This is a genomic window from Oceanispirochaeta crateris (genome assembly GCF_008329965.1).
Classification (GTDB): Bacteria; Spirochaetota; Spirochaetia; order DSM-2461; family DSM-2461; genus Oceanispirochaeta; species Oceanispirochaeta crateris.
On the sequence record NZ_CP036150.1, the window covers coordinates 310720 to 333553 of the forward strand.

Here is a 22834-nt window from a genome sequence, read left to right on the forward strand (position 1 = left end):
ACCTTAGAATTGGTATAAAACCTGGAGATTCATAAAATATCCATCTCCACATTCTGATAGAGATTCCTCTCCTAATCTCTCTTGGCCCTTAAACGAATATCCACCGGAGATTTTGATGAGGGTCAAGTCAAGTTCGGTAAAGGCTGAGTAATACTGAATTTCATAAGGCTTATCAGACCCGCCGGGGGTAAAACCGAAATTACTATTCTTGATTCCTACAGATACTCCAGCCATTTCATCTGTTCCATCTGCGCTGGTAAGGAAGCGATATTGGAGAGCTGTTGTAAAAATAAGATCTTGCATATCCCGGTAATCGCTGATCTCAGCCTCTCCATGGAGTTGAATCTTTCTTTCCGGGAAGATTGTTACACTTAGGACTGGGCCAACGATAAAGCTGAAGTCAGCCTTCATGGCACGGGAGTTATACTCAACACTCAGAAATGGTATAGGAACAAGGGGCCAGTTTTCTCCATTTTTAAGGTCGATTCCAAAATCACCAAGAGCGGCTCCCAAGCCGAGTTTTAAGTTGATTTTTTCACTGTTTATGAATTGAAAATTATAGATGCCTGCCAACTGGAGGGTTGCCCAACCACCTGTTATAGGTTGGTCAGATTCAGTTTTAAAACAGGAAATAAATTGGTGATTTCCCTTATGCGTTTCAAATATCGTATCAATAGAATGGTAATGATCCGGGAATCCTTGAGGAGACTCTTTTGAAAATGAATCATATTTATAAATTCCTGAAATGAAAAAATCATCTCCTATGACAATGGCTCCCACTCTTGGAGAATGAATAGCCCGTGTGTGGAGATTTATATATTCATATCCAGCTAAGGGAATATAAAAACTCTTTTCTTTTGCCATAATTGGGAAGGCTGTAAGGCAGAGTAGACCCGATAACATTAATACAGTCCAGTTTTTGAATAGGATGTTCAATTTATCCTCCATGTTTACTTCTATTGTTCTGAGAATAGAGGGCCATGGCATGGATTTACATCGGATAAGAGTCGTAATTCTAATGAGAATGGACTAATACATTCGTCGTAGAACCACTCCAGGATTGAATTATTCCTTTCTGGATTGTAAATATGATCTTTAAAATTTTATTGAATGATTTTCAAAGCTGTGAACTTGGACTAGTTTTTCAACATATTAAGAAGTTCTATCCTACTACCTGCTCCAGTCTTTTGATAGAGGTTGTAAATATGAGTCCGTACTGTTGCCGGAGAAATGAAAAGTTGTGCGGCAATTTCCTTGTTGGTAAGACCTTGTCCAATCATCACAGCCATCTCAACTTCTCTTGCCGATAATTTCAGGCTTCTTATCCGTTCTTCTGGGACTGTTTCAAGGAGGTGTTGACCCGTTTTAGATGGTTTGAGCAGTTTAATGGCTGCCGACATGGAGATCAAATTCCATGACAAATAAAACAGATGGTCCAGTGATAACATCGCTAGCCATTCTATTCCTGAAGATTGTAAGGCAGATTCTATGAGTCCTGCAGGCGCAAAGACGATTGAGCATAAACCATAAGCTTTCATTAAAGGACGTAAGGCAGTCGGCTCTCCTGGGTTGAGAGGACCCTGAGCTAGAATCCCGAAAGAAAACATTGCCAATCCTGTTAAAATATGACCTCCCAGATTCCACGCTTGTATACCTGTCAAGGCAGCAATTCCGGCAGTTCCACTCTGTACTGTTGAAACTAATATCATATTCGCAATACTTTTTGTAATCACAAGAATAGCAAACCAGGATGCTAGCGCAGGAAAGCCACTCTTGAGAGATCCTGGAGGTGAAATCCGTTTGATAAGAATAATCACGATCGTCCAGATAGCTGTATTGGTTGCTGTTGCTAGAAAAAGAATGATTCGCGCTACGGGGTCATGAAATCCTGAAGGTAGATTCTGAAGATAGTACATGATTATTATTAAGCCAGTTCCGAAAATAAAAAGGACTTGGAAGACTAAGAGAGGGGTCAGAAGAGTACTACGGATACGCATCTTCAACAACAAGATCGCCGTACTGCCCATAAATCCTGTAGCAAAAAAGAGGATGTAGAAAGCCATAAGAAAATGCTGCATACAAACTTCCAAAGTTACTATGTATAGTAGTAAATATTATCCTCTTGAGTCGACTCTGTCCAGATTGGAATAGAAGCAAACATGAGACTCTACTACTCACTACCTTTCCATATTAGGACTTGGAATCTATTCGGATAGAATTTTTGAAACCAGTTCCATCCTGCTTTTCACAAGTGTTTTTTCAAATATATGAGAAACATGAGTGCGGACAGTTGTGAATGATATGAAGAGTTTTTCTCCAATCTGCTTGTTAGAATATCCTTTCAATAAGAGTTCTAATACTTCTTTTTCACGTGGACTAATATGGTATTTTTCAAGGAATTCATCATCGGGTGATGTTTTTGATGGAATCGTTCCAAGGGTTGTCAGGTAATGAAGAACGACAGATACTGATACCATACTTAAGATAGCTAAATAGACAAAATCTAAAGAGATTGTCTCTTTTATTTTGAACAGGTTTAAAGAAATATAGATCACAGCAGAGAAAGGGGCAAAGATGAGAGTGAATATTCCCATTCTTTTTATCAAATCTTGAACTGCCTGGTTCCATTTGAGATTGATGCCTGTTATGAACTGATATCCTATATAGAATAGATAGAGGGATATGATGAGTATGAAGAAGGGATAGGTATTTACTGCTGATAAGTTGGGTAAATAATAATAGATGAGTCCACGGGATAATTGAATCATAACGATAACAGTTGTGACAATTCTGAATATTCGTACTTTTGAGTGGGTTAGTTCTAAGAGTATTTTGTATATGAAGAAATATGTTGAAAGTACAATCATTATAGCCAAAATAAAGCTTATGAGAGGGGTAGAATATATGATTTTCAAGCTGTTGGCATAAGATTGTATTAATGATCTTGCAATGCTGAAGAGAAGTATGAGATACAGCAAAAAGAGGTAGAGCCTGTAAAGTTTCCTGTGTAAATGCCTAACTTATTCATCTGTAAATCGATCTCCATATTCCAACTGAAATCGATTCATGGCAGGTTTCCATGCTCTTAGTGGCATAGTCCATTTTTTGGAGGCCTGCTGTATAGCCAAGTATACGATCTTAAATGCAGATTTGTCATTGGGAAAGATCTTCCGATTCTTGATCGCTTTTCGAATGACACTGTTCAAAGATTCTATTGCATTAGTGGTATAGATGATTTTCCGGATTTCATCTGGGTAATCATAAATTGCTATCAGATTTTCCCAATGTCTTTTCCACATTTTACTAATAGAGCCATACTGGCTATCCCACTTTTCAGCAAAATTATTAAGCTCTCTTTCTGCTTCATCCAGAGTGATTGATGAGTAGATTGCCTTCAAATCTCTAGCAGCTTCCTTTCGATCCTTGTATGAAACATATTTCAAGGAGTTCCTGACCATATGTACAATACAGAGCTGAATCTTTGTTTTAGGATAGACGGTATTGATAGCTTCAGGAAATCCAGTTAGTCCATCGACACACGCTATAAAGATATCCTGAACACCCCGGTTCTGGAGCTCTGTCAGCACAGAAAGCCAGAATTTGGCTCCTTCGTTCTCAGAGATCCAGAGCCCCAATAATTCCTTTATACCTTCAGTAGTGATCCCTAGAGCCAGGTAAACAGCCTTTTTGATGACCCGTTTGTCCTGATGTACTTTGACTACGATGCAATCCAGATAAATGATGGGATATAAGCTGTCCAAGGGGCGGTTCTGCCACTGTTCCACTTCTTCAAGAACAGAATCTGTTACCTGAGAAATAAGGGTATGAGAGACATCTACACCATATAAATCTTTAAGTGTCTCAGCGATATCTCTGGTTGTCTGGCCTTTGGCGTAAAGGGTGAGAATCTTCTGATCAAAACCTAGAAGTCTTCTTTGACCTTTCTTAACCATTTGAGGTTCAAACTCTGAGTCTCTATCCCGAGGTGTTTCTATTTCAAGTTCCCCTGAATCAGTTTTTACTTTCTTTGAATTGTAGCCGTTACGGCTATTTTTTTTGTTGTGCCCTTTCCGAGAATGCTTTTCATAACCAAGATGATTATCCATTTCAGCATTTAGAGCTTTTTCAATTGTCAGCTTCATCAGCTGGCCAAGAGGATCAGCCAAGTCTGCCTCGGTCTTAACCCCTTTAGCCAATTCTGTGGCTAACTCATCCAAACGATCTTTGTCTATCATGATACTATTCATCCTAACTCCTATTGCCCTTTTTGGGCTATTCAGAATTAGGCAGTTACACAGTTTTATTTACAGGGTCAAGAGGTACTTTGTTAATTTCCTTTTCAAACATTTATGAAGGAAGCCAACACTGGCAGAACCAACACATCCTAAAGCAAACAATAGAATATAGATTATAATAATAATCGGTTCCATAATCAGCCATGCTAGTTGATCATGAAACCCATGTCAAGTTGATATTCTGGTGGTGCTATTAGTATGCAACAGCTCTCTGGCTCATGGAGGAAATAAAAGATAATAGCACCACATAACGATTATGTCAGTCTATTGAGATATCCGCATCAAAGTCGCATACCGTACTGTAGTGTGCCATAAAACTCAGCTCCTATCGACTCATTTGATGTAAACATCGATTTTGTATCAGGCATACTTCTATAGCCAATATCGAGCATAAGACTGTGAAGAGGACAGAGCTTATACTCTGCAGTCAAGCCTAGAGTGAAGGTTTCAATGAGGAGCTTATCCAGAATTTCCTCTGTCCACACAAGATCATCTCTTTGTTTTCCTGAATATCGAAACTGTACAAACTGAGACCCTGTTCCTACTTTAAGACCCAAATTCCATTTATTAGCTAATTGCCAGTGAGGTTGAATAAAAATTCCGCTGGTTGCAGCCTCAGCTTGATATTTTCGGTCCAGACTGTCTTTATAGGACCGTTCCAATGTATGGAAAACATTTGCCTCAAAGCCAAAGTTTAGAAAATTGCTGATGGAATATATGATTTTTCCATCAATTGTCATGACCGGTTCACTGTCCAGAATTGTGGCTCCAGTTCCGATATACACCGTCCAGGGAGACCTTTGGGATTCCTGATTTTCACTGTAAAGAAATACTGTACAGAGAATAAGGAATATTGTAAAAAGATTCTTTTTCATAGATAACTCCTGTTTGTTTTTGCTGTGAAGTTATCTGATTGAGTTTTGGACGAATATTGTACATTTGTATGATTTGTAATATCTATGGTGAATCATACAAATGTAGGATGTTGAAATGAACAAGGATTCCTTTACGACAAAGGTTTGTTCTCTTATAAAGAGTATTTTATGTCATTAGAATTGAAGGACGGTTGTAATACAAATTCTGTAAAAAATATGTAACAATTATATGGATATATTTTGACAGAATTCATTAACTAAGAATCATTTTCCTCAGGAACAGGTATAGTGTAATATTTTTTTCTTGATAATCTAGTACAAGCTCTAATGAGAATCTATACTGTTTCTATAATGAAAAGAACTTCAGTATTCCTTTTACTTGCAATCATGATTGTTCTATCTTCATGTTCTCATGGGATGAACTCGGAAAAGCTGCCGGAAGCGGTCAATGGAGTCCTGGACCTCTCTCACTGGGACTTTGAAAATAAAGCCGTCTTAGAGTTGAAGGGTGAATGGGAATTTTACTGGAATAACTTCTATGACAATGAGGACTTCTACGACGGGAGCAAAATAGAAAAAACCGGAAATATTATTATTCCGGGAGTATGGAATGGGTATGAAGTTGATGGTGAAAAATTATCAGGTCATGGTTATGGTACTTATCGGCTTCATGTTCTCTTAAACCCTTCCATAGAAACTATTTCACTGAAAGTCTTAACCATGCAAACCGCCGGTAATATTTTTCTGAATGGTGAAAAAGTTATTTCTGCAGGAACCCCCGGGGTTGATTCCCATACAGCCATTCCCGCTTATAAACCTCAGATCATTGTTTATACTCCTGATCGAGACTATGTAGATATAGTCATTCATGTTTCAAATTATGATCACAGAATGGGGGGCATCTGGGGAACTCTTTTACTCGGAACAGAACAAGGCATCAAGACTCTATGGATGTACAGCCGGGATCGGAATTTCATTTTTCTGGGAGCCATTTTCGTCATGGGGCTATATCATCTCGGTCTTTTCTTTATTAGAAGGAGGAGCCGGGAAGCTCTCTATTTTTCTATTTTTTGTTTTGTTATTGCCTTGAGAGTCGGGGCAACAGCCGATATTTTTCTTCTTGATATCTTTCCGGAGATACCCTGGAAACTCCTTGTTTTCCTGGAATATCTAACCTTTTTTATAGCCGTACCTATGTTTTTACTCTTTATACAATCCATCTTTAAGGATAAAATTTTAAGGTCTTTATCTAAAATTGTGATGGGATTCTCTATCCTTTTTTCTATCATAACCCTTGTAGCTCCGGTCAATGTCAGCTCCAGACTGATTCCATTGTTTCAGGTTATGACTGTCATTGCTGGTTTCTACACCATCATTGTCCTGGTTCGGCATTGTTTGAAAAAGGATATTCAGGCGGGTCTTATTCTTGCAGGATTTCTCATTATGTTTTTGGGGTCTATTAATGATATTCTTTATGCCGCCAATATCATCAGCTCTTTTTATACCATCAGTTATGGTATTCTGATTTTCATATTTTTTCAGGCAGTGGTTATGACCATCAGATTCTCCAATTCATTCACCGAAGTTGATAGGCAGAGACGCCAGCTGTTGATAACGAATCAGGAATACCTGAAGGAAATAGATGAAAGAACCCGTCTGGAAGCCGATCTGCTACTGTCCATGGAAAATAATGCAAAAATCAGATTGGCTATTATCGTGGGGCTTGCAAAATTAGCAGAGTATAGAGATTCTGATACAGGAGAACATATTGAGCGGATTCAGGAGTTTATTACGCTTCTGGCAAGACAGTTAAAAGAGCATCCCAAGTACCGCGATTATATCAGTGATGAGTATATTGAGGATCTGCATGTTTCGTCTATTCTGCATGATATAGGTAAGGTGGGGATACCTGATAATATCCTCCTAAAGCCTGGAAAGCTGACAGCTGAAGAATTTGAGAAGATGAAAGAACACTCCAGAATCGGCGGTGATGCTATTAGAGCTGTTGAAAAGAAAACAGGAATCCGGTCTTTTCTGACTCTAGCCAAGGAAATAGCCTATATGCATCATGAAAAATGGGACGGCTCTGGCTATCCTTTTGGCTTGAAAGCTGAGGAGATTCCTTTGTCCGCGCGGCTGACTGCTCTTGTGGATGTTTACGATGCCCTCACATCTAAAAGGTGTTATAAAGACGCTATGAGCCATGAAAAAACCGTTGATATTATTCTAAAGGGGAAAGGATCTCATTTTGATCCTGATGTAGTGGGTGCCTTTCTAGCGATTCATGAGAGTTTTGATGCAACCAGAGAGGCATTACAAGATTAATGTATCCTTCTTATGGATAGTACTTTTCCAGAGTCAATGAGAGGGCTCGCTGGGGTCCATTGTCACATATCCGTTTTAATGATTCTTCAAAGCAGTCTATAAAAACCGGACTTTCGCGGAGTGTCTTTGTAAAGATCTCCGGAAGGGCCTGGATGAAAATCCGGCCCTCTGATCTTACGGCTTTTCCGGCGGCTTCCACCAGCGACTCCCGGAGTATGTCTGCAAACTCCAAGCCTTCAGACAGGGCATAACACCAACCGGCGACACCCAGAGTGAGAAGCGGAGGAGCCTTGTTTATACGGACTATAGAATCCTCGATAGTCGGGAGTATAAACTTGGTCGTACGGTTGGAAGTATCCGTAGCAAGACGGAGAGTCTGATCCTTTATTTTGGGATTTTTGAATCGCTGGATTGTATTGTTGAGGAAACCAGTCACATCAAACCCCGGCACCTCTCCGACAAAGGGCAGTGCTTCTTCTCTCATCATCTTTTCTACGGCTATATCAAAGGGATAGGCTCTCATAAAATCACTTGAATACTCCAAGCCTTCCAGGAGAGCCATATGGGAAAAGACGACATGCCCTGCATTTAAGAGCCTCATTTTCATCTTTTCATGGGGAGAGACATCCTGAACAAAATAGACATTTTCGAGTTTATCCAGATCCGGTCTGGGGTTGTTGAAATGATCCTCAATGACCCAGAGGATGAAGGGTTCACAAGGAACCGGACAGTTGTCTATGTAGGAGTATTTTTTTTGAATGTACTCTTTGTCCTCTTGACTGGTTAAGGGGGTTATTCGGTCTACCATGGAGCAGGGGAAGGCCACATTTTTATGAATCCATTCCTCCATTTCCTTTGAAATCTGAGAGGCAAAGCTTAGAAGACCTTTTTTCAGGATTTCCCCGTTTTTTTCCACATTATCGCAGGAGAGCAGATCAAACGGTGGTATTCCTTTTTCTCTTCTTGTCTTTAGAGATTCATAGAGGAGGCCGTAAAATGTTTTTGTCTCGGATTTTTGGGCAATATCGTGTTGTATATCCGGATTTTCAGTCTGAAACTCCCCGGTTGAATCATTAAAGTTGTATCCTCCCTCGGTGACTGTTAAGCTGACCAGAGTCGTTGTTGGATCACAAAGCTTTTCCATTATCTGTTTGTAATTTTCCGATAAAACTGCATAGCTGAGGAGGGATGAGACCAAATAATCCCGGGCATCCTCTTTATCGCTCTGTTCCAAGACCGTATACAGGCAGTCCTGGGCATTCAGCATCTGTGCCAGAGCTTTATCATTGTCTCTTACACTGATGCCATACACCGCGAGATCAGTTCGTCCTGTTTCTTCCATATACCGCTGCAAAAATGTTTCCTGATGTGATCTGTGAAAATTTCCAACACCAATGTGAACGATGGAGCTGCTTATCTTACTTCTGTCCAGCCTGGGAAGGACTGGTGATTCTTCTTTGAATTGAAGGTTGTTATTCAGTGTATCCATAGATCTCTCCATAAGTTAAAAATAAACAGGCTTCTCTCTGAACAGCTTAGATGTTTGCCTTCCATTTGTTATACAAATCTCTTAGTCTCTGTCTTTTATTATGGTCCTGAATGAATAATGAATCAATTAAATCCTGAAACTCATCTTCATCTAGGGAATCTATGAGATATTCAAAAAAATAGGAATAGAAATAAATAAAACTGTTTTCAAAAGCAAGTGTTTCACTTGATGTGTTTTTATATTTTAAAACATCTATATCATAGATATCCTCAATGTACTGGATGTCATTCTTGATCAGTTTCAAATACAGATCTTTGGATTGCTTTCTGTCGGGGTATTTTGTAAAGTATCGCGAATAGAGACTGCTCAGGCCGGTTGTTATATATCCAAGGATGATCCGGTCTGTTCTGTCTTGCTCTGTTTGCAGGGGATTTAGGTAATAAGCAGGGTTGTGTTCTAAGAGAAGCAGTGTCAAATAGCCATAGAGGAAGAGGTCTTTATCATATCCGGAGTTGTTCTTGAGGAGGATTATATTGGCGATGGGCAATAGGAGAAAGGTCTCTGTTTTTCGGAAGTTTCTGTTACTGATAATTTTCTGAATATCATTGTGAACGAGAAGCTTCGCTCCTGTTCTTTCATCCTCAGTATAGAGGGAATTTTCTTCAATCCTGTTAAAAATATGGTTGCTGAATATTTCATCCGATAGAAGATTTCCAAAGTCATCTTCGACGATGAAAACCTCATATTCATTGCTTTGGCCGGGTATTTTATCCTTCAGAAAGTGAGAAAGGTTCCATATATTATTTTTGATGAATTTGGGATTGGTACCGCGCTCATTAAATATCTGGATATTCTTCCTTTTCGAGGAAACATATTGTCTTCCCCCATATTCAGTACAGCCAAAGAGTAGTAGGGAGACAAGCAGAGTCCATAAAATTTTTTTCAAACATGTTCTCCTTACGATTTTCAGGTTCCCCTTTTCAAGGAAGGAACAGCTCGGGTTCCTTCCTTTCCTGACAGTTTAAATAGAGACTTTCTGTGATGTTTAATATCTTCTCATCTATGAATCCTCTTGCATCATTGGGACAGATTTTTATACAGGCTGAGCATAAAATACACTTTTCTGAATCGGTTTCCAATGTTTTACCCTGCCGGATCGCTTTGCTTGGGCAAGCCTCCATACAGCTTAGACACATGGTACATCGATCATTGGTAACCGGGCTGATAGACCGGGGTACACTTTCTGGTTTGTATGGATACCTTCCGGGAATATCCAGATTGTATTGAGGAGAAGTCTTCTGATTCAAAATAGACAACAAAGATGATCCATAGTCGGATGCCTTTCGGATATCTTTTTCATCCGGTCTATTGAGGGCAATGGGATATGTCTTATTTGAATAAGAGTGTTCTCCCACAAAGGCCGCCGCGGAAATCACAAGGAAACCCTTTTGAGTCATGACATTGTAAAGTTCCAGTAGGGCATCATCATAGTCTCTGTTGCCATATACAACGATGATAATTGCCCGGGTCTCTGTCCCGGAAAGACCTTCCAGCCTTTCTTCCATGATAGCCGGCAGCCGCCCGGCATAGACCGGACAAGCAATTATAACCAGATCTGAAGATGTAAAGCTTGCCTGGATGGGTTTATGGGTAATGTCACTTTTAATTTCCTGGTCACACAACAGGCTCCGGGCAATGGTGTTCACAATTTTTCTGGTCGTTCCTGTGGGGGAAAAATATATCTGATTTATCAGCTTCATACTCAATCCTTATTTTAAAATCCTGGACATTATAGAGCGATCATCTCTTCCATGATTTGCTTTAATTTAGCGATGGAATCCATATTTGTCTCTGTGTTTTCTAAAATACTGATGCCCACAATATTCATATTCTCTTTAATTGTTTTAATTAATTCTAAGAGCTGACTGATTTTTAAACCGTTCTTTACAGGGCATTTCACATTTTGATATTCTGAGGGATCTAAGACATCCAGATCGATATGAATATAGGCCGTTTTTTCTGCTTGAAGAGAGGCATGTAAACTCTTTAAGATCATATGGTCAATAGGTATGAAATCCATTTTATGTTTCGTCATATATTCCCCTTCAGGCGCATCCAGATCTCGTACTCCGACGAGATGCACATTTTGGGTAGGGACAGTGTTATAACGTTGTCCAATGGTATTCTTCTGCCTCTCCGTAATGAAGCGCAGGGGCATTCCATGAAAATATTTACTGGGAGATGTTTGGGGAGAATTCAGGTCGCCATGGGCATCAAACCAGAAGAGCTGAAGATCTTCATACCGCTCAGATAGATAGGATACGATAGGGACTTCAATGCCGCATCCTCCTCCTATGGCCATGACTTTTTTACTCTGATGCGAGCGAAGAAGAGAATCTATTTCTAAAAGCTGATCTTCTATGATGGAATATCCAAGAACATTGTTTTCAGTCTTTTCAGACTGGTGATCTTTGATTTGAATCTCCTGGATCTCCTCATTTGAAAGAGTTTGAAAGTATTGCTTTAGTGCAAGAGCCCCATCGTATAATTCATTTGTGTGGCCCGAATCCTGCCATTGGGGAGCGAATATATACTGTTTATCCATTTCGTACCTCTGTTTTATACCTCTGTCTTGATAATGCCACTCTCTACACTATATCATCTAGATCCGTATTATTGTTTTTTAGTAATCGTTTTTTTGCTTGCTAGATAAAAGCGAAGAAGGCAAAGCAGACAGCCATAGGAGGGTTCATTTTTGGATGTGAAAGAGCTTATTATAGATTGCGATCCCGGTATTGATGATGCTCTGGCATTGTTCATGGCCTTTGCTTCAGACAAGTTGCTTGTTCGGGGCATCACAACCGTAGCTGGAAATGTCTCCTCTGCTCTTACGGCCCGCAACGCCCTGTCTCTTTGCACACTGGCAGGTCAGGATATTGAAGTCGCTTCGGGAGCTTCCGGCCCTTTGGTCGGGACCACTCATACCGCCGCAAATGTACATGGAGAAAATGGCCTGGGAAATGTGAATCTACCGGTTGCTGGAGGTATCAGTGAGCGCGGGGCGGAAGAGCTTTTGTACCAGGAACTTCTCAGAGCCGGTGGAGACCTTGAGATTATTGCCCTGGGACCCTTGACGAACATAGCCCTTCTGATTGAAAAACATCCCGATGTCCTACCCTATATCAAAAAACTGACCATAATGGGTGGTTCTCTGGGAAGAGGGAATGTGACACCCCATGGGGAGTTTAATTTTTATTCAGACCCTCTGGCGGCAGATAGGGTTCTCCGCTCGGGTATTCCCATCCATTTGGTAGGTCTGGATGTTACCAATCAGGCTCTGCTCCATGGAGAAGACATTGATAAGATGGAGGCTTGGGGCGGACCAGTGATCTCTGATGTTGTTAAAATGATCCGCTATTATCAAAGGTTTTACAGAAGCATGGGGCTGGACGGCTTGAAGATGCATGATCCACTGGCTGTGGCTGCTGTCATTGATCCAACCTTGACTGAGACCACGGCCTATGCCCTGAGAGTTGAACACAATGACCAGGAAACCATGGGGAAAGTCTGTATCATTGATGAGAGCCAATGGGGAAATGCTCAACTATTTAAGAATGTGAGTGTCTCCATGAGAGTCAATCAGGACCGGTTTCTTTCTCTTTTTATGAGGCTGATGAGATCTTTTAGCTGAACCTCTCTTTGTATTTGTTGTAGAGGCTGTTTGTACCCAGCATCAGAAGACCAACGGCTAAAAATATGAACCCTCTCATAAGGGGAGTACTCTCGGAGAGATCAAAGAAGACCAAGCGGATAACACAGAGGAAGAGTCCCGCCTGAGAAATTGCTCTGAAATGGGATTCACCCAAAAAGAGACTGGCCGAGAAGATTAAAAAGCACTCAAGGGCCCACAAAAGTGTGAGGTATTGGCTATCAAAGCTTTTGTAAAGGAAGAGGGCTGCCGCTGCGGCCAGGGAGTACAGGAGCAGGGAGTGTTTCTTTCTTTCAATATTCAGAATTATCTTCTTATAGCCTTCCGAAGTCTGTTCCCCCAAAAGTGATGTGAAATTCTCTTTCCAGAAGAACAGAACAAGGCTGGCCAGTTGGAGAATCAGAGTCACGAGGCCGGGAAGTACGGCCAGATTCTCATGCTGATCTGCGAAGAGTGAGACGGTCAGCATAACAAGACTCAAACCGTAGTAAGCCAGACTGTAGGACAACATCCGGGGAGACTGTCTTGAAAATCTTCTATAGACCAGTATGGATAAGCCTGTCAAACTCAGAAACAAGGGCGTCGACGGGAAGGGTATCTCAATAAAAATCAGCACTGCCGCCAGCAAAACGCCTCCATCCATGGAATATTTCATGACATTCGCCAGAAAGGAGTTGTTCATCCTGGATTGATGGCGTCGCCAGACAAAGAGGGTGCCCAGGAGAGCCAGGTCCATAAGGTACCGTAATTCCAGAATTCCCCAAGACTCTGCCAGGTGGATATGAATGATAAAATGTCTGAAAAGGAAAACAGTTAAAAATAGTAATGCCATGGTTCTAAATCTCTCGGGGAGGCCTGGAGATTCCATGATGAAAATAACCATAAGGAGCCAAAACAGTCCGGGTAGCAGGGGAGAAACAGGATTCAGAATCAGAAAGGACAGGACCATCAGAGTTACACTGCTGATGATCAGTCCTGTGTAGCTGATCAGAGAGTGAACAGCGGGTTTCCAGAAATATGTCATTCCTGCGGAGACAAAAAGAATCAGAGTATTATAGAGCTGCTCTTTTGGGGAGAAATCATTAGAAAGTAATGCAGACCAGCCAATGGAACTGAGAATCACAAGGTAGACAAGCGCTCCGGTTCTGAGCCCCCTTGAGGGTGCCGAATGATAGGCTATTAAGAGGCTCAGGGTTAAGACGGCAGCAATCGGATAAGGGAGGGTCTTTCCTATACCGTTATTGAGGTCTATCAGGAGAAGGAGGGCCGTGCTACCGCTGATGCCACATAAAAAACCGGAAATCGAAAATTCTTTTTTTGAAGGAAGGAGAACATCCATCCTAAGAAACCGGGTATCTTTAGAGTGGTAGAGTATATGGTGGTGCAGGAGTCCCAAGATCATGACAGCACAGCTGTAAATCAGACTGTTTCGCCCAGGGTTTTCAAAACACAATGACAAAAGGGCCAGGGTCGCCAGAATATAAAGGTAGACCGCAAACCGGTACAGCCCATATCGCCTTTGACGAACCATAATATGCAGAAACAGAAGGACTTCGATGTAAATGAAACCACCGATCATCAGGGATGAAACATCCCAACCCTTCAAACTGATTAAGGTGGCACACAACAGGGTCTCCCCCATGACAATGCTGGTCGTCCGCAGCCAGGGAATCCTTTTTTTCTCCGCTCTTTGAGACAGGGTAAAGGCCAATAGGCTTCCGGCAAAGATGGCAATGCTCCTTTCCGGTTTTTCCCCTACATAGAGGTACATTCCTACTGAAAAATAGAGCCAATTCAAAAGATGTGTCAAAAAGGGACGCAGCTGAAAATGGACCGTGGCATAGCTTTTTCTGTAATGTACAAAGGTCGATACCAGAAAAATCAGTATGAGAGCGGCTGCTCCCTGAAGCCGGAGAGCCTCAAACTGAATCTCCGACAAACTCTGCATCCAATACAGATGGTAGGCAAAAAAGCCTGTAAGCACGAGGAGCAAATGCACATCCCAACGGTTCCTGAAACAATGGATCAGGGCGTAGAGGGTAATGATGACGGCCATGACCAGTGAGGCAAATCCGGGAGTCATCACCGAGAGAGCCAGAAGGCTCAGGAGACTGTGAAAGGAAGCAAACTCCTGTTTTTTACCCAGGGAGGACAATCCCAGGTTTACGGCGATTCCCAGACCCAGAAGCCCTAGAGACTGGATGGGGTTGTGTACCCACTGCAAACCGGGTATTCCAGCAGAACCGAGGCAGGCAAAAAGAAAAATAGCTCCACTGATACTTCTCATCCACAGGGCCTGACGCTCCCATTTCTCCCTGTCTTTTAAGATGAAAAAGAGGCTCCCGGGGAGGGCCGAGAGCAGAAGGAGTAGTAGAAAGCGGGTGAACTCATTGAATTTCAGTGCCGCATAGAGGCTTAGAAAGCCGGCACCCAGAACCATGATCACAGATCCCAGAATCCCTGTCCAGTTTTCTAGGAACTGGCGTTCCAGTTTTTTCATAATCTCCCTGTGCTTAGACGGACCTTTGAATTCAGAGCGTCGGGATTTTGTTTTTATAAAAGGGACCACTTCCTGAGAGACTTCTGCAGGAGTCTCCACCCAAGACTCTTTCTCAAGGAGGGTATTTATCTCTTCTGGGGCATTTTCAGAAGCTGGTTGAAATACTCCTTCTGGAATATCTGATGTTTCAAAATCTGTGTTTGTTTCGAACTTGGATTCCAACTTGCTCATACGGTAGTTCAGCTCAGCATTGAGGTCTTCCAGTCTCTTGATCCTGTGCCTCAAGATGATTACCCCGGCGAGGGGAGAAAAGAATATCATTATTGCCAGTAAGCCGATTAGTACTTCCATATTTCTATCCTTGTTCTGCCTTTTTTGTATGATCCTGATTCAGGGGAGTCTCATTTTAGCAGGAATAAAGGAAGTGATGATAGTTTAATTGGAAATGGTTGATCCAGTTTTCCTATCAATGAACAGGAAATTTCATTTCCTATACCTTATATTAGGTATATACATCTTAAACAAGGAGACAGCTTATGAAAGCAGTCATAGAGGGAAATCCATCCTTCAGTCATGTTCATATAGACTTAGAACCGGGTGAACAGCTTATTGCCGAAAGTGGGGCAATGCAGTCCATGTCGGCCAGTCTGGATATGAAAGCCAGGAGTAACGGAGGCTTCCTGTCGGGGCTTATGAAGAAATGGTTCGGAGGGGAAACTTTTTTTGTAAATGAGTTTTCAAACAAAGGCAGTGTTCCCATGCGGGTCACCATCGCCCAGAATGTTCCAGGTGAGATCCGGGAATTAAATCTTAAAAATGATCATGATATCTGTTTGCAAAGAGGGTCCTGGCTGGCATCGGAGGGAGATGTGAGATTCAAGGCTGTTTGGGCCGGATTTGTCTCCTGGTTTAGCGGAGAAGGCCTTGTAAAACTCAAGGCATCGGGTGATGGACGCATCTGGTTCGGCGCCTACGGAGGAATCATCGAACGGAAAGTCGAGGGAGAACTGAAGATTGATGACGGACATCTCGTGGCCTATGATCCCTCTCTCAAACTAAAGATTGCCCTTGCGGGAGACCTTCTGTCCAGTGTTCTGGGAGGAGAGGGTTTTGTCACTAAAGTGATAGGGACCGGTACGGTTTATATACAGACAAGAAGCATCAAGGGTTTGGCATCCTGGTTGAATCCAAAATTCCGATAGGAAAGTGTTTTAAATTGAGAGATGGAACTAGAGGAGACGAGAATGAAAGTTGAAATTCAAAAAGCACCCTCCAATTCGGCTGCCAAGGTGGTACTGGAAGCTGGACAGAGCTTTACAGCCGAGGGTGGAGCTATGATCGCCATGTCAGGCGACATGCAAATAGAGACGAGTATTAGCAGGAATGAGGGCGGAGCCAAAGGATTCCTCAAGGGCTTGGCCCGTGGCTTGGCCGGTGAAGGCCTTTTCATGAATCATTATACGGCGGGTTCCGGGGGAGGAGAGGTCTATTTGTCAACGACTCTTCCTGGAGATATGAAAGTGTTGGAGTTAGATGGAACCAAGAGTATTAAGGTTCAAAACTCCTCCTTTGTTGCCCATAGTCCGGACGTGAATATGACAATTAGCTGGGGGGGCTTGAAAAATGCTTTTTCCGGCGAGAATATGATCTGGTTGGAACTGTCGGGAAAAGGACAGGTCGTCATCAATGCCTTCGGGATGCTCTATCCGGTGCAGATAGATGGAGAGTATATCGTCGACACGGGCAATATAGCCGCCTATGATGATTCCCTGGATTTTAAAATCAGTAAAGCCGGCGGCAGTTGGGTGTCATCTATATTGGGAGGCGAAGGCCTCGTATGCAGGTTTAAAGGGACAGGAACTGTCTGGTGTCAGACTCATGCGGATAAGACCTTTGGTGCTTCTCTGACTCCCTTTCTGACACCAAAAAAGGAGAAATAAAACAATGGGTTATGATATGGAAAAAACGGATTATCCTTTTACTCTGGTATCCCAGCCGGATTATGGAATGCTCAATGTGAAAATACCCGGGGGTAAGACTCTGAAGGTAGAAGCTTCAGCCATGGCATGGATGGACTCGTCCCTGACTATGAAAGCCAAGATGAAGGGTGGTCTGAAACGCATGCTCTCTGGGGAAAATCTTTTTATCAGTGAGTTTACTGCCGGTACTGAAGATGCAGAAATGGGCATTGCCCCCGGTTCTCCCGGAGAAATCGGTCATGTGTATTTGGAAGATACCACAGTGTATATACAAAACTCAGCTTTTCTGGCCAGCTCTCCCAACCTGGAGGTCGCCATTGAGTTTCAGGGTTTCAAAGGATTCTTTTCGGGGGAGAAGCTCTTCATGATTAAGTGTTCCGGGACCGGAGACCTCTGGTTCAACACCTTTGGCGGTCTCATCGAAATCGATGTGCAAAAAGACTACGTTGTCGACACAGGGTATATCGTTGGGTTTACAGAAGGACTCCAATATGATGTAACCCCCGTAGCAGGAATGAAGAGCCTCTTCTTTTCTGGTGAAGGTCTCGTGTGCCGTTTCAGTGGAGAGGGCAAGGTCTGGATTCAGACACGTTTGGCGCCGGCTTTTGTACGATGGGCTGATCCATTTAGACGGGTTCAGAAAAAGAATAAGGATTGATTCTTATTACTCCGGTATCTCAGATGAACCTTTGACTTGTTCAATCTGATTTTCAACCTGCGTCTTACTGAGCGTGCTCAGGTAGGAAAACTTTTTTTCAAGGGCGGAATTCAATAAGGATTCCGCCTTCTTTTTATCACCCTTATGGACTGCTATCAGAGCCGCATTGTACCAGGCATCCGGAAAACGGGGATGACTCTCAATCAGCTTGTCATAGATTTCTTCGGCCATGGCCCATTGCTCTGTTTTAATATAGCAAAGTCCAAGGTTATCCTGGATGACCGGAGACTGATTATTGTACTCATAAGCTTCAAGGTTGATTTTTAAGGCCTTGTCCATATCGCCTTTTTCAATCAGAAAAAATCCTAGGTTAGAGTAGAGGGCCGTTGTTCTGTAATGGCTTTCCAAAAGGGTTTCCAGCTCTGCTATGGCTTCATCTAGATGTCCTTTCTTCCAATGGATCAAAGCTGAATACGCCCTGGCATGGTTGCTGTTAAATTTACCCTGTGGTGTTGTCATTAAAAAGGTGAAGATCCGCTCGGCATCTTCGGGGTATCCTTCTTTTAACAGCAGATAACCAACTGTCAGCTGATGTTTGGCAGACAGACCGGCTTCTACGGAATCTTTAAGCATGGCTAGAGCCTTGCTGGTATCGCCAGTGTTGTATGTTTTCATGGCTCTGAGGAAGAGAGGAAAGCTGCGGAAACGGAAAAACAGATACATAACCAGCAAAAGAGGTACTATGATCAGGGTTATATTCATGATGGAATCCTTCCAGTAAGATAAAAATATACAATAAAATGACCCGGGCCCTATTGCAAGGGGCATCAGGATATATTCTGCATCAAATTTTATCCTAAGTTGAGAAGATTGGGAATGAATGATAGGTCTCTAAGTAGAAAGGACAGTCTTTAGAAAATATGTCCTTTCTACTTAGAAGCTGATGACCAGGATAGGGGATTTTTTAATAGAATCCTGTCAGCCCTTCACGGCTCCTGCGGACAATCCCTTTACAAAGTAATTGGATAAGAGCAGGTAGATGATGATAACCGGAATGGATGCTAAGGACAGTACGGCAAAAACAAGATCGAGTTTAGTATCGAACTGCCCAAACAGCTGCCCTGTGGCCAGGGGGATGGTATAGTTTTCTCTGGACTTGATGAGTACGAGGGGAAACCAGAACTCATTCCAGTTAGGGATGAAGCTGATAATACCAGCTGCTGCTAGACCGGGTTTTATCAGCGGGACAATGATTCTGGCAAAGATACCAGGTTCACTGCATCCGTCTATGCGGCCTGCTGAACTCAGTTCTTCTGGAACCATCCTGATGTAGTCGTACAGTACAAAGACGCTCAAAGGGATTGCCATGGCTATGTAGACGATGATCAGCGCCCAGAGGGTGTCGAAAATACTCAGCCGCAGCATGGTAATCATGATATCGATTGTACCCAGCTTGATGGGAACCACCAGACCGACTACAAAATAGACATAAATGGCTCTGTTGTATTTAAACTTGTACTTGCTAATGGCATAGGCCGCTAGGGCAGACATGGTGACCGCCAGAGCCAGTGAAAGGACGGTTACTCCAATACTGTTTAGAAAGTATTTGCCGTAATTAGATATGACAAAGAGGTTTATATACGCATCCAGATTGAAGCTGCTTGGAAGACCAAAGGGATTTTTGAAAATCTCTGCATTTGTCTTGAAGGAGGTCATCATCATGACAAACAGCGGGATCAGGATGGAGAGGGAATAAATCGTCATGGCAATATAGAGGAACGTTTTACTGATGCTTCTTTTTATATTGATCATTTTTCCAATGCCTCCCTTTTCTTTGTAAAGAAGGTTAGAAAGGCACCAACACCTATGGTGACTACAATGAACATCATGGTTGCTACGGCGGCTCCCATACCAGTTCCCCATCCACCTCTCTCTGATGATGAGAAGGCCGTTCTATAAAAGAGGGAACCAAAAAGATCCGTGCTGTAGCCGGGGTCTCCCCTTGTTCCTGTCATGGCAAAGACGATATCGAACTGGGTAAAGTCTCCTATGAAGATAAGTATGGTGACAATTCCTACAATGGGCAGGACTGAAGGAAGGATGATATGGTAAATCTCCTGCCAGATGCTGGCTCCGTCTATCCTGGCTGCTTCCATAATGGATTTACTGATGCCGTCAATTCCGGATGTGTAGAACAGGACTGATTCTCCAAAAAACTGCCAGCTTACAGCGATAGCCACTACGAAAAGGGCAGAACGGGAATCTCCCAACCAGGGAATGATCAGTTTTTCCAGACCGATGAGATCCAGAAATTTATCAAACACACCATAGTAGGGATTGAGTATTAGTTTAAAAATATAACCAACTACCAGTACAGACAGGGTCGTGGGGAGAAAACTCAGTTTTCTGATAAACGCCGAACCTTTGAATGAGCGGGTCACCAGTACGGCCATAAAAAACCCAAGAACATTCTGTACCAGAGTTACTACGATAAAGAATTTTATATTGTTCCGGAAAGCATTCCAGAATTTTGTATAATACCGCTCTTCTGTAAACAAGCGGATGTAATTGTCGAGTCCAACAAATTGATCAGGGATCAGACCTTCCCCTGTGTAAAGGCTGTATTTCATAGAGTTTAATATAGGCAGCAGCATAAAAACCGTATAGACGATGAATGCCGGGAAAATAAAGAGAAACAAAAATTTCGCATGTTTCTTTCTTGCCTCGAGCATAAAACTCCCTCCTTCTTATCTTATAGATCTATCTCATTTTTAAATGAAGAATCTCAAATAAAACAGTTAAAAAGAGCTCTCTGCGTTCAGAGAGCTCTATTGCTAACAATAAGACTCATTTTAGTTCCGGGACTGTTCTCCTTCCCGGTTATGGAAATCTTTTTGAGAGAATCAGTAGTACCAGGCCAATCCGTCATCGACATATTTTGCAGCTTCTGCAGCTGTCAATTCATTGGCATACATTTTCTGAATGGCTTCACCAACCAGCTCGTTTCCACTGGGAGACTGAGCTGAGAGTTTTTCCCATACTGTTCTTACTGTAGGAACAGAATCGGCAACATAGCTCTGCATTTCTTTAGCAAGGCTGTTGCTCAAGGTGTAATTTCCGGGTGTGTAGGAGAAAAAACCGGGAAGTTCGTTCATCAGAAGTTGGGCATAGGCCGGAGAAGCGAGCCATTCCATATATTTCTTGGCTTCTTCGGGATATTTTGTGTTCTTGTTCATGGCTATACCACCATCAACATGGAAACAGTACTGCAGAGTATCGCCTGCTTTGGCAAGGGGAGGTGCAAAATAGCCTACATCTTCCAAACCGCCGAGGTCTTCGAAAATTCCAATTTCCCAGCTTCCGCCCATGAACATGGCTGCATTTCCAGTTCCGAATATCTGCTGCATTGTAACGTAGTCAATGCCTTCAAATCTTTCGGGGAAGAAGGGCTGCAGTTCTTTCATCTTTTCCATTGCCAATACAAAATTAGCATCTGTGAATCTGGCTTCTTTGTTCATAAGAGCCTGTCTGGCTTCTTCTCCACCGTAGAAGTTGGCACCTAAACCGGCGTACATGACTTCATAAAGCATCCAGTTGTCTTTGGTACCTTGAGCAAAGACTGTTTCGCCAGCGTCTTTGAGTTTTGTTGCGGCAGCAATAAATTCGTCCCAAGTTGTGGGGACAGAAATGCCATATTTTTGAAAAATACTCTTTCTGTAATAAATCCCATGAACAACACCTACGGAAGGTATAGCATAGCTTTTTGCCTCAGGTGTGGCCCACGCCGCTACGGCTGCAGAGGGAAAATCCTTGAGGACAGGAAGGACAGAATCCAGTTCCTGGAGCGAGTCTGTTTTGTAAATCTGATAACCTGAGTCATAAGATCTGAGGAATATGATGTCCGCACCAACGCCGGCTGCCAGAGACTGTTTGAGCTGAGCATCATACTCAGTATCTTTCACTGGTTGGAAGTCTATTTCAATATTGGGGTTAGCCTTGGTGAATTCCATATTGATGCGGTTCATTCTTTCGATATCTTCCGTTCTCCAGCTGGTAAAAACAAGTTTAACCTTGTCGCTGCTGCCTGCCATGGCATCCTGGTCACCATTGGCAAAAGTGAAGTTTACTGCTGTAACGATAAGTAAAGCAGTAATAAGCATTTTTTTCATAACATCTCCTATTAAGTAGACTGTATATTTCGTCTTAGTTTATTTTCAATCCTATTTAGTTGGGAAGCAAGGTACTCAAGTACTGAAAAGGGTACTGTTTAGGCCGTACAAAAACTTACTAGAATGTATTAAATGTGATTTTTAGAGATTCTGATGACTTTTAGCCGGTCATGAGTCCCCAATTTTGCATAAATCAGACTCACATGGTTTTTGACTGTCTGTTCGGCAATGAACAGTTCTTCGGCAATTTCCAAGTTGTTCAGACCATTGGATAGGAGTTTTAAAACCTGTTTTTCACGCTTGCTCAATTCATCAAACCATGCCGGTTTTTCATGAATTACCGTTTGCTTGACAGAGTCTTCTGCCAGGTGTTTTATGATGTTGGGTGAGATGAGAACCAGCCCATTCCGGGCAGCTTCTATGGAGGAAATCAGCTTCTCCGGGGGAGTGTTTTTCAAGAGATATCCATCGGCTCCATTGTTTAAAGCATTGTAGATGTACTGGTCGTCATCGAAGGTTGTGAGCATTATAATTTTAATATCAGGAGTCTTCTCTTTGATGATTTTCACAGCTTCCACACCGTTCATTTCGGGCATTCTTATATCCATCAAGATCAAATCTGGTGCATGAATGCCGGCCATCTTTACAGCCTCTTTTCCATTGATGGCAATATCAATGACCTCGATGTTTCGGCTCCTGGTTTCAAGCACTGTTTTTAGGCTTTCGGCAAAGAGAAGCTGGTCGTCTACAATTATAATTCTGGTTTTATCCAAAGCTGTGATCCGTCATTTTACTTAATATATCCTTACACATCATAAGATAGAAATGCCGATCT

At 42.4% G+C, this 22834-nt stretch carries 20 protein-coding genes; 5 read left to right on the forward strand and 15 right to left on the reverse strand.

Annotated features, from left to right (window positions below; genetic code table 11):
* Positions 1 to 3: 3 nt before the first annotated feature.
* The 5 genes from EXM22_RS01350 to EXM22_RS01370 form a co-directional block, all read right to left on the reverse strand.
* Complete coding sequence (locus tag EXM22_RS01350; protein ID WP_210411531.1) at positions 4 to 864, reverse strand: hypothetical protein; 861 nt, start codon at positions 862 to 864, stop codon at positions 4 to 6.
* A 272-nt stretch (positions 865 to 1136) separates the two neighbouring features.
* Positions 1137 to 2078 (reverse strand): helix-turn-helix domain-containing protein, encoded by a 942-nt coding sequence (locus EXM22_RS18445; RefSeq protein WP_281289900.1) that lies wholly within the window; start codon positions 2076 to 2078, stop codon positions 1137 to 1139.
* Positions 2079 to 2204: 126 nt separating this feature from the next.
* The gene (locus EXM22_RS01360) at positions 2205 to 2867 is read right to left on the reverse strand and encodes a response regulator transcription factor (RefSeq protein ID WP_149484786.1); all 663 of its coding nucleotides are present in this window, start codon (positions 2865 to 2867) and stop codon (positions 2205 to 2207) included.
* Positions 2868 to 3020: 153 nt separating this feature from the next.
* Positions 3021 to 4232 (reverse strand): IS256 family transposase, encoded by a 1212-nt coding sequence (locus EXM22_RS01365; protein ID WP_149487894.1) that lies wholly within the window; start codon positions 4230 to 4232, stop codon positions 3021 to 3023.
* Between the two features lie 344 nt (positions 4233 to 4576).
* Positions 4577 to 5170 carry a hypothetical protein gene (locus EXM22_RS01370; RefSeq protein ID WP_149484787.1) on the reverse strand — a complete coding sequence of 198 codons (594 nt, stop codon included), beginning with the start codon at positions 5168 to 5170 and terminating at the stop codon, positions 4577 to 4579.
* A 351-nt stretch (positions 5171 to 5521) separates the two neighbouring features.
* Here EXM22_RS01370 and EXM22_RS18295 point away from each other — a divergent pair, with 351 nt between their 5' ends.
* Positions 5522 to 7495: an HD domain-containing phosphohydrolase gene (locus tag EXM22_RS18295; protein ID WP_210411532.1), complete on the forward strand. Its 1974-nt coding sequence runs from the start codon at positions 5522 to 5524 to the stop codon at positions 7493 to 7495.
* A gap of 10 nt (positions 7496 to 7505) precedes the next feature.
* Here EXM22_RS18295 and EXM22_RS01380 read toward each other — a convergent pair whose 3' ends face one another.
* From EXM22_RS01380 to EXM22_RS01395, 4 genes are read right to left on the reverse strand one after another with little or no spacing between them, the layout of a single operon-like run.
* Complete coding sequence (locus EXM22_RS01380) at positions 7506 to 8984, reverse strand: mannitol dehydrogenase family protein (RefSeq protein ID WP_168203279.1); 1479 nt, start codon at positions 8982 to 8984, stop codon at positions 7506 to 7508.
* A 46-nt stretch (positions 8985 to 9030) separates the two neighbouring features.
* Entirely contained in the window at positions 9031 to 9930 is a 900-nt protein-coding gene (locus EXM22_RS01385) for a hypothetical protein (RefSeq protein WP_149484790.1), read from the reverse strand.
* Between the two features lie 34 nt (positions 9931 to 9964).
* Complete coding sequence (locus EXM22_RS01390) at positions 9965 to 10744, reverse strand: 4Fe-4S binding protein (protein ID WP_149484791.1); 780 nt, start codon at positions 10742 to 10744, stop codon at positions 9965 to 9967.
* 29 nt (positions 10745 to 10773) lie between these two features.
* Positions 10774 to 11589 carry an arginase family protein gene (locus EXM22_RS01395; protein ID WP_149484792.1) on the reverse strand — a complete coding sequence of 272 codons (816 nt, stop codon included), beginning with the start codon at positions 11587 to 11589 and terminating at the stop codon, positions 10774 to 10776.
* Between the two features lie 156 nt (positions 11590 to 11745).
* Here EXM22_RS01395 and EXM22_RS01400 point away from each other — a divergent pair, with 156 nt between their 5' ends.
* The gene (locus tag EXM22_RS01400; RefSeq protein WP_246157100.1) at positions 11746 to 12675 is read left to right on the forward strand and encodes a nucleoside hydrolase; all 930 of its coding nucleotides are present in this window, start codon (positions 11746 to 11748) and stop codon (positions 12673 to 12675) included.
* On the opposite strand, the gene EXM22_RS01405 is transcribed toward EXM22_RS01400, so the two are convergent.
* Entirely contained in the window at positions 12668 to 15544 is a 2877-nt protein-coding gene (locus EXM22_RS01405; RefSeq protein WP_149484794.1) for a hypothetical protein, read from the reverse strand. The two genes, EXM22_RS01400 and EXM22_RS01405, sit on opposite strands and share 8 nt — an antisense overlap.
* A 185-nt stretch (positions 15545 to 15729) precedes the next feature.
* Between EXM22_RS01405 and EXM22_RS01410 the strand changes: the two genes are divergently transcribed.
* The 3 genes from EXM22_RS01410 to EXM22_RS01420 are packed head-to-tail and all read left to right on the forward strand — an operon-like array spanning position 15730 to position 17830.
* Positions 15730 to 16395, forward strand: coding sequence for a TIGR00266 family protein (locus EXM22_RS01410; protein ID WP_149484795.1), 666 nt, complete (start codon positions 15730 to 15732; stop codon positions 16393 to 16395).
* Positions 16396 to 16437: 42 nt separating this feature from the next.
* Positions 16438 to 17133 (forward strand): TIGR00266 family protein, encoded by a 696-nt coding sequence (locus EXM22_RS01415; protein ID WP_149484796.1) that lies wholly within the window; start codon positions 16438 to 16440, stop codon positions 17131 to 17133.
* A gap of 4 nt (positions 17134 to 17137) precedes the next feature.
* Complete coding sequence (locus EXM22_RS01420; protein ID WP_210411533.1) at positions 17138 to 17830, forward strand: TIGR00266 family protein; 693 nt, start codon at positions 17138 to 17140, stop codon at positions 17828 to 17830.
* Between the two features lie 6 nt (positions 17831 to 17836).
* Here EXM22_RS01420 and EXM22_RS01425 read toward each other — a convergent pair whose 3' ends face one another.
* The 5 genes from EXM22_RS01425 to EXM22_RS01445 all read right to left on the reverse strand — a co-directional run bounded on the left by EXM22_RS01425 (position 17837) and on the right by EXM22_RS01445 (position 22772).
* Positions 17837 to 18592 carry a tetratricopeptide repeat protein gene (locus EXM22_RS01425; RefSeq protein WP_168203280.1) on the reverse strand — a complete coding sequence of 252 codons (756 nt, stop codon included), beginning with the start codon at positions 18590 to 18592 and terminating at the stop codon, positions 17837 to 17839.
* A gap of 216 nt (positions 18593 to 18808) precedes the next feature.
* Complete coding sequence (locus EXM22_RS01430) at positions 18809 to 19642, reverse strand: carbohydrate ABC transporter permease (RefSeq protein WP_168203281.1); 834 nt, start codon at positions 19640 to 19642, stop codon at positions 18809 to 18811.
* On the reverse strand, positions 19639 to 20460 hold the full coding sequence (locus tag EXM22_RS01435) for a carbohydrate ABC transporter permease (protein ID WP_168203282.1): 822 nt from the start codon (positions 20458 to 20460) through the stop codon (positions 19639 to 19641). Before EXM22_RS01435 ends, EXM22_RS01430 begins: the two co-directional genes overlap by 4 nt.
* A gap of 273 nt (positions 20461 to 20733) precedes the next feature.
* Entirely contained in the window at positions 20734 to 21999 is a 1266-nt protein-coding gene (locus EXM22_RS01440) for an ABC transporter substrate-binding protein (RefSeq protein WP_149484800.1), read from the reverse strand.
* Positions 22000 to 22127: 128 nt separating this feature from the next.
* Complete coding sequence (locus EXM22_RS01445; protein WP_149484801.1) at positions 22128 to 22772, reverse strand: response regulator; 645 nt, start codon at positions 22770 to 22772, stop codon at positions 22128 to 22130.
* Positions 22773 to 22834 lie beyond the last annotated feature (62 nt).